Below are 5781 nucleotides of genomic sequence, written 5' to 3' on the forward strand. Positions count from 1 at the left end.
TCACACCAAAACCCCCGCCTGTACCCCACCACGGCGCTTCGGGGGGGGGGGGGGGCGCCGCGCCCCCCGCCCCTCACACGTACGACCTAAGGAAGCCGGGCCAGCGTCGCTTCGAGCAGCCGCACCACCGACGTGTCCGCCACACCGGCCACCTCCTCGTACGCGAACCAGCGCAGGTCCAGCGACTCCTCGCTGATCCGCTCCGCCGCCCCCGCCGGGGCCAGCGCCGCGTACTGCACGTCCAGGTGCCAGTGACAGGGCGCCGGGATCGGATGCCGGTCGAGCCGCACGGGACCGCCCGGCAGCAGCGTCAGCTCCGCGATCCCCGACTCCTCGGTCGCCTCCCGCAGCGCCGCGGCCTCCATCGTCCGATCGCCGGGCTCGCAGTGGCCACCCATCTGCAGCCACATGCCCAGCTTCTTGTGCAGCGTCAGCAGCACCCGCCCGTGGGCCGGGTCGATCACCAGCGCGCTGCCCGTGAGATGGCCCGCCCCGCAGGGCTTGTACATGCCGTCCGGATGCGCCGCCAGGTGCTCCAGATACAGGTCACGCAGTTCGGCCTGGTCCTCGTAGGCCTTCAGTACGAGGACCGCGTCGTCGTGCAGGGTCACTTGGCGCCGTCGTCCTTGCCCTCGTCCTTGCCCTCGTCGTCCGAGCGGCCCCCTGCGGCCTCGCCGAGCATCTTGTCCAGCTCGGAGAAGTCGAGGTGCTCGCGGTGCACGAAGCCGTCCGGGTCGTCCAGGTCGGTCGCCGTCGGCAGCATGTCCGGGTGCTCCCACAGACCGTCCCGGCCGTCGACCCCGCGCGCTTCCGTGAGCGAGGCCCACAGGCGCGCCGCGTCACGCAGCCGCCGCGGACGCAGCTCCAGACCGATCAGCGTCGCGAAGGTCTGCTCGGCGGGACCGCCCGAGGCCCGGCGCCGGCGCAGCGTCTCGCGCAGCGCGTCCGCCGAGGTCAGCCGGGACTTGGCGGCCTCGTGGACCACCGCGTCCACCCAGCCCTCGACCAGCGCGAGCGCCGTCTCGAGACGGGCCAGGGCCGCCTTCTGCTCCGGCGTGTCCTCCGGCTGGAACATGCCCTGCTGGAGGGCCTCCTGCAGCTGCTCCGGATGCGTCGGGTCGAGCTGGCCCACCGCCTCCTCCAGCTTCGAGGTGTCGACCTTGATCCCGCGCGCGTACCCCTCGACCGCACCGAACAGATGCGCCCGCAGCCACGGCACGTGCGCGAAGAGCCGCTGGTGGGCGGCCTCGCGCAGGGCCAGGTAGAGCCGCACCTCGTCCGAGGGCACGCCAAGGTCCTTGCCGAAGGCCTCGACGTTCAGCGGGAGCAGCGCCGCGCGCCCCGCCGGGCCGAGCGGCAGACCGACATCGGTCGAGCCGACGACCTCACCGGCGAGCGCGCCGACGGCCTGCCCGATCTGCTGGCCGAACATCGCGCCGCCCATGGAGCGCATCATGCCGATCAGCGGGCCGGCCATGGCCTGCATCTCCTCCGGCAGGACGTCGCCCATCGCCGCGCCGACCCGCTCGGCGACCGGGTCCACGAGCTGCTGCCACGCCGGCAGCGTCGCCTCGACCCACTCCGCGCGGCTCCACGCCACGGCCGTGCTCGCGCCCGAGGGCAGCGAGGTCACGCCGTCCAGCCACAGGTCGGCGAGGCGCACGGCCTCCTCGACTGCGGCCTTCTCCGCGGGGCCCACACTGGCGTCCTTGGTGCCGTCGGCGGTGCCCTGGGCCACCACCTGGCGGGCGATCTGCTTGGCCATGTCCCAGTTCACGGGACCGCCCTCGTAGCTCAGCATCTGCCCGAGCTGCTGGAAGGCCGCCCCCAGATCGTTGGGGTTCAGCGAGCCGAACATCGCCGCGAACGGATTGTCCGCGCCGCCCGCGCCGCCCATGCCGGGCAGCCCGCCGAAGCCGAACGGGTTCGCCCCGAACGGGTTGCCGCCCTGGCCACCTCCGGCGGGGTCCTTCTTCTTGCCCTCGTCGCCGTTCTCCGGCTCCTCCGGCGGAAGGCCGAATCCGAATGGGGTGTCACTCACAGGTTTCCTCGGCTCGTAGGGCCGCCGGCCTCCTGCCGACGGCGACTGCCCGACCAGGCCTGTCAGACAGACCCGCACACCACCAGCGTAGGTGGTGTCCCGCCGATCGGGCCGGGCTCGCGGAGGCTGGACACCACCCGACATCCGGGCCGGAAACGGGCTCGGTGCTCCGCCGGGACGTGCCCTGCGGCAGGATGGACGCCACCTGGTCCGTACGCGTCATGCGTGTACGTACTGAAGACAACCGCTGGAGACGCCCGGTGAGTTCCCCAGATCCTCAGGTTCGCGGAGCGCGAAACCACTCAACCCGGTCCGCCGCGCGCGGCCCCGTCGTCGCGGTCACCGGCGCCGCTTCCGGCGTGGGTGAGCTGCTGACCCGGCGCCTCGCCGCCTCCGACGAGATCAAGCAGGTCGTCGCGATCGACGAGCGCCGCGGCGAGGTCGCCGAGGCGCGCTGGCACATCCTCGACGTACGCGATCCGGCCATCGCGGAGAAGCTGCGCGGCGCGGACGTCGTCGTGCACCTCGCCGTCGATCTCGACCTGGAGACCGACCCCGCCGCCCGAACGGCCTACAACGTGCGGGGAACGCAGACGGTCCTCACCGCAGCCGCCGCCGCCGGCGTGCACCGCGTGGTGCTCTGCACCTCCGCGATGGTCTACGGCGCCCTGCCCGACAACGACATCCCGCTCTCCGAGGACGCCGAGCTCAGGGCGACGGCCGAGGCCACCGGCGTCGGCGACATGCTGGAGATCGAGCGCCTCGGCCGCCGGGCCCCCCGCGCGCACCCCGGCCTCAACGTCACCGTCGTCCGCCCGGCCGTCCTCGTCGGCGGTACGGACACGGCGCTGACCCGCTACTTCGAGTCGCCCCGGCTGCTCGTCGTCGCCGGCTCCCGTCCCACCTGGCAGTTCTGCCACGTCGAGGACCTGGTGAGCGCGCTGGAGTACGCGGCCCTGGAGAAGGTCGACGGGGAGTTCGCGGTCGGCTGCGAGGGCTGGCTGGAGCAGGAGGAGGTCGAGGAGCTCTCCGGGATCCGGCGCATGGAGCTCCCCTCGGCCGTCGCCCTCGGCGCGGCGGCCCGCCTCCACCGGATCGGGCTCACCCCGTCCCCGGCGGGCGACCTCGCGTACACCATGCACCCCTGGGTGGTGAGCGTCGGACGGCTGCACGACGCCGGCTGGCGGCCGAGGTGGACGAACGAGGAGGTCCTCACCGCGCTCCTGGAGGAGGCCGAGGGCCGCCACACGGTCGCCGGCCGCCGCCTGGGCCGCAAGGACGCTACGGCGGCCGGCGCGGCCGGCGCGACGGTGGCCCTGCTCGGCACGGCGGCGCTCGTCCGGCAGATGCGGAAGCGGCGCGGGATCTGACACGAACCGGCCGGGATCCGCCCCGCGTCGGGACGGGGACCGGACCAGCGGTCTCCGGAACCCTCCTACGGAGGGTTCCGACGACGGGCCTGTAGAACCCTCCTACGCCGGGTTCCGACGACCGGTCGAAACCGCTATTCCGGGATGTCGGCGGCGTGCGGCACCATGGGCGCATGGCACGCACCCACGACCACCCCGGCGAGCAGGCCGCCGCCGACCCGATCAAGCTCCTCGCGATCCGGGAGACCCCGCTCTCCGTCGACGAGGTCTTCAGGGCCGTCGGTGACGACGCCTCCGGCGGCACGACGCTCTTCGTGGGCACCGTGCGCAACCACGACGGAGGCGCGGACGTCGACGCCCTCGGCTACTCCTGTCACCCCTCCGCCGAGGCGGAGCTGCGCCGGGTCGCCGAGAAGGTCGTCGCCGACTACCCGGTCCGCGCGCTGGCCGCCGTCCACCGCGTCGGCGACCTCCGGATCGGCGACATCGCGGTCGTCGTCGCCGTCTCCTGCCCCCACCGCGGCGAGGCCTTCGAGGCCTGCCGCAAGCTGATCGACGACCTCAAGCACGAGGTCCCGATCTGGAAGCACCAGACCTTCTCGGACGGCACCGAAGAGTGGGTGGGGGCCTGCTGAGGGGGTGCGGGGCACCGCCCCGGCCCGGGCGGGGCACCGCCCCGGCCCGCAAGACGACGCGCCGACAGCGCGTAGCCGAACGCCCGATTTGCGTAACCGGCCCCCAGGCAGCAGCGTTGATGCCACAGATGAAGAGTCTGCTGATCAACTCACTGGGGATGGGAGGTCGGGATGGCAGCGCTGGCCTGGTTGCTGATTCCGCTTTTCGCAGTCGTCGGCGCGGCGATATGGGGAAGCTGGGCTTCGAGGAACAAGACGACAGGTGACGTGGCCGAGCTCGCCGGCTACGCCCGATTCAGGGACGCCATGGAGCGTTCCCACCCCACGCCCGCCGGTGCGGAGGGCCTCCCGGAGCGGGACGCGAGCGCGGTGGTGACTCCCGTGACCACGTCACCCTCCCGCTGACCCCGCTCGTACGGCCCGCCCCAGGGGTGCACCCACAGGCGAGTCCCGTACTGTCGTTCCATGCCACGCCGCACCGCGACGATGCTCGCCTCCACCCTGGTGTTGATCTGTCTGCTCATCGCAGGCGTCCTGATCCCGGTGCCGTACGCGGAGATGAGTCCCGGCCCCACGGTCAACACCCTGGGAGAGGCCAGGGGAGAGCCCGTCCTCTCGATCTCCGGACGCAAGACCTACCCGACCGACGGCCACCTCAACATGACGACGGTCCGCGTCACCAGCGCGGACTACAAGATGAACGCCGTCGAGGCGGTCTACGGCTGGCTCGCCCACGACAACGTGGTGGTGCCGCACGACACGCTCTACCCGGACGGCAAGACCGAGGAGCAGTCGAGTCAGGAGAACGCCGAGGAGTTCAGCCAGTCCCAGGAGAGCGCCAAGGTGGCGGCCCTCGGGGAGCTGGGCATCCCGGTGACCAGCCGCGTCGTCGTCGCCACCGTCGTCAAGGACTCCCCGGCGGAGGGCAAGCTGCACGCCGGTGACGTGATCAGGGCCGTCGACGGTGTGGCAGTCAGCGAGCCGGGCGACGTCGCCAAGCAGGTCACGAAGCGCAAGCCCGGCCAGGACGTCGCGTTCACGATCGTCCCCGCCAAGGAGGCGGCCGAGGCCGAGAAGGCGCGCAAGGAGCCGACCGTCACCCGGAAGGTGGTCATCACGACCGCCACCTCCGAGGAGGGCGACCGGGCCGTCGTCGGCATCCAGGCCGGCACCGACCACGTCTTCCCGTTCACCATCGACATCAACCTCGCCGACGTCGGCGGCCCCAGCGCCGGCCTGATGTTCGCCCTCGGCATCGTCGACAAGCTCACCCCGGAGAGCCTCACCGGCGGAAAGTTCGTCGCCGGCACGGGCACCATCGACGACAAGGGGAAGGTCGGCCCGATCGGCGGCATCGACATGAAGCTCGTCGGCGCGCGCTCGGCGGGCGCCCAGTACTTCCTCACCCCGGCCGACAACTGCGCGTCCGCCGCCTCCGACACGCCCGGCGGCCTGACCCTGATCAAGGTCGACACCATCGACGACGCCACGAAGTCGCTGGAGAAGCTCCGCAAGGGCGACACGGCGAACCTGCCGAGCTGCTCCGGGAGCTGAGGGCCCGCAGACGTACGAGGGGCGGCCCGGGGGGGGGCCCGGGGGCCCCGGGGGGTTGCGCCCCCCGGGGGCCGGGGGGGGGGGCGCCTCCGGGGGGGGGGCCCTCCCCGCCCCGCCCCACGTCGGCGGCGGTGCTTGCCGTCGTCACCCGGACTACTCGCGGTCGTCGGCGGTGGTGCGA

At 72.8% G+C, this 5781-nt stretch carries 6 protein-coding genes; 4 read left to right on the top strand and 2 right to left on the bottom strand.

From position 1 onward, the window contains the following. Nucleotides 1-86: 86 nt before the first annotated feature. On the bottom strand, nucleotides 87-611 hold the full coding sequence (locus ACWFR1_RS22420) for an NUDIX hydrolase (protein ID WP_453553796.1): 525 nt from the start codon (nucleotides 609-611) through the stop codon (nucleotides 87-89). Then, the gene (locus tag ACWFR1_RS22425; RefSeq protein WP_453553798.1) at nucleotides 608-2041 is read right to left on the bottom strand and encodes a zinc-dependent metalloprotease; all 1434 of its coding nucleotides are present in this window, start codon (nucleotides 2039-2041) and stop codon (nucleotides 608-610) included. The genes ACWFR1_RS22420 and ACWFR1_RS22425 overlap by 4 nt, the downstream gene beginning before the upstream one ends. Nucleotides 2042-2301: 260 nt before the next feature. On the opposite strand from ACWFR1_RS22425, the gene ACWFR1_RS22430 reads away from it, so the two are divergent. The 4 genes from ACWFR1_RS22430 (at nucleotide 2302) to ACWFR1_RS22445 (ending at nucleotide 5600) form a co-directional block, all read left to right on the top strand. After that, on the top strand, nucleotides 2302-3411 hold the full coding sequence (locus ACWFR1_RS22430) for an SDR family oxidoreductase (RefSeq protein ID WP_453553800.1): 1110 nt from the start codon (nucleotides 2302-2304) through the stop codon (nucleotides 3409-3411). Between the two features lie 173 nt (nucleotides 3412-3584). Then, complete coding sequence (locus ACWFR1_RS22435; protein ID WP_453553802.1) at nucleotides 3585-4046, top strand: molybdenum cofactor biosynthesis protein MoaE; 462 nt, start codon at nucleotides 3585-3587, stop codon at nucleotides 4044-4046. Between the two features lie 171 nt (nucleotides 4047-4217). Further along, nucleotides 4218-4451, top strand: coding sequence for a hypothetical protein (locus ACWFR1_RS22440; RefSeq protein WP_453553804.1), 234 nt, complete (start codon nucleotides 4218-4220; stop codon nucleotides 4449-4451). 60 nt (nucleotides 4452-4511) lie between these two features. Further along, nucleotides 4512-5600 (top strand): YlbL family protein, encoded by a 1089-nt coding sequence (locus tag ACWFR1_RS22445; protein WP_453553806.1) that lies wholly within the window; start codon nucleotides 4512-4514, stop codon nucleotides 5598-5600. The last annotated feature ends 181 nt before the right edge of the window (nucleotides 5601-5781 follow it).

Source organism: Streptomyces sp. NPDC055103 (assembly GCF_053607625.1).

Bases quoted from the DNA above. Each gene is read 5' to 3' on its own strand.
- ACWFR1_RS22435 (WP_453553802.1), top strand. From the start codon at position 3,585: ATGGCACGCACCCACGACCACCCCGGCGAGCAGGCCGCCGCCGACCCG.
- ACWFR1_RS22440 (WP_453553804.1), top strand. From the start codon at position 4,218: ATGGCAGCGCTGGCCTGGTTGCTGATTCCGCTTTTCGCAGTCGTCGGC.
- ACWFR1_RS22445 (WP_453553806.1), top strand. From the start codon at position 4,512: ATGCCACGCCGCACCGCGACGATGCTCGCCTCCACCCTGGTGTTGATC.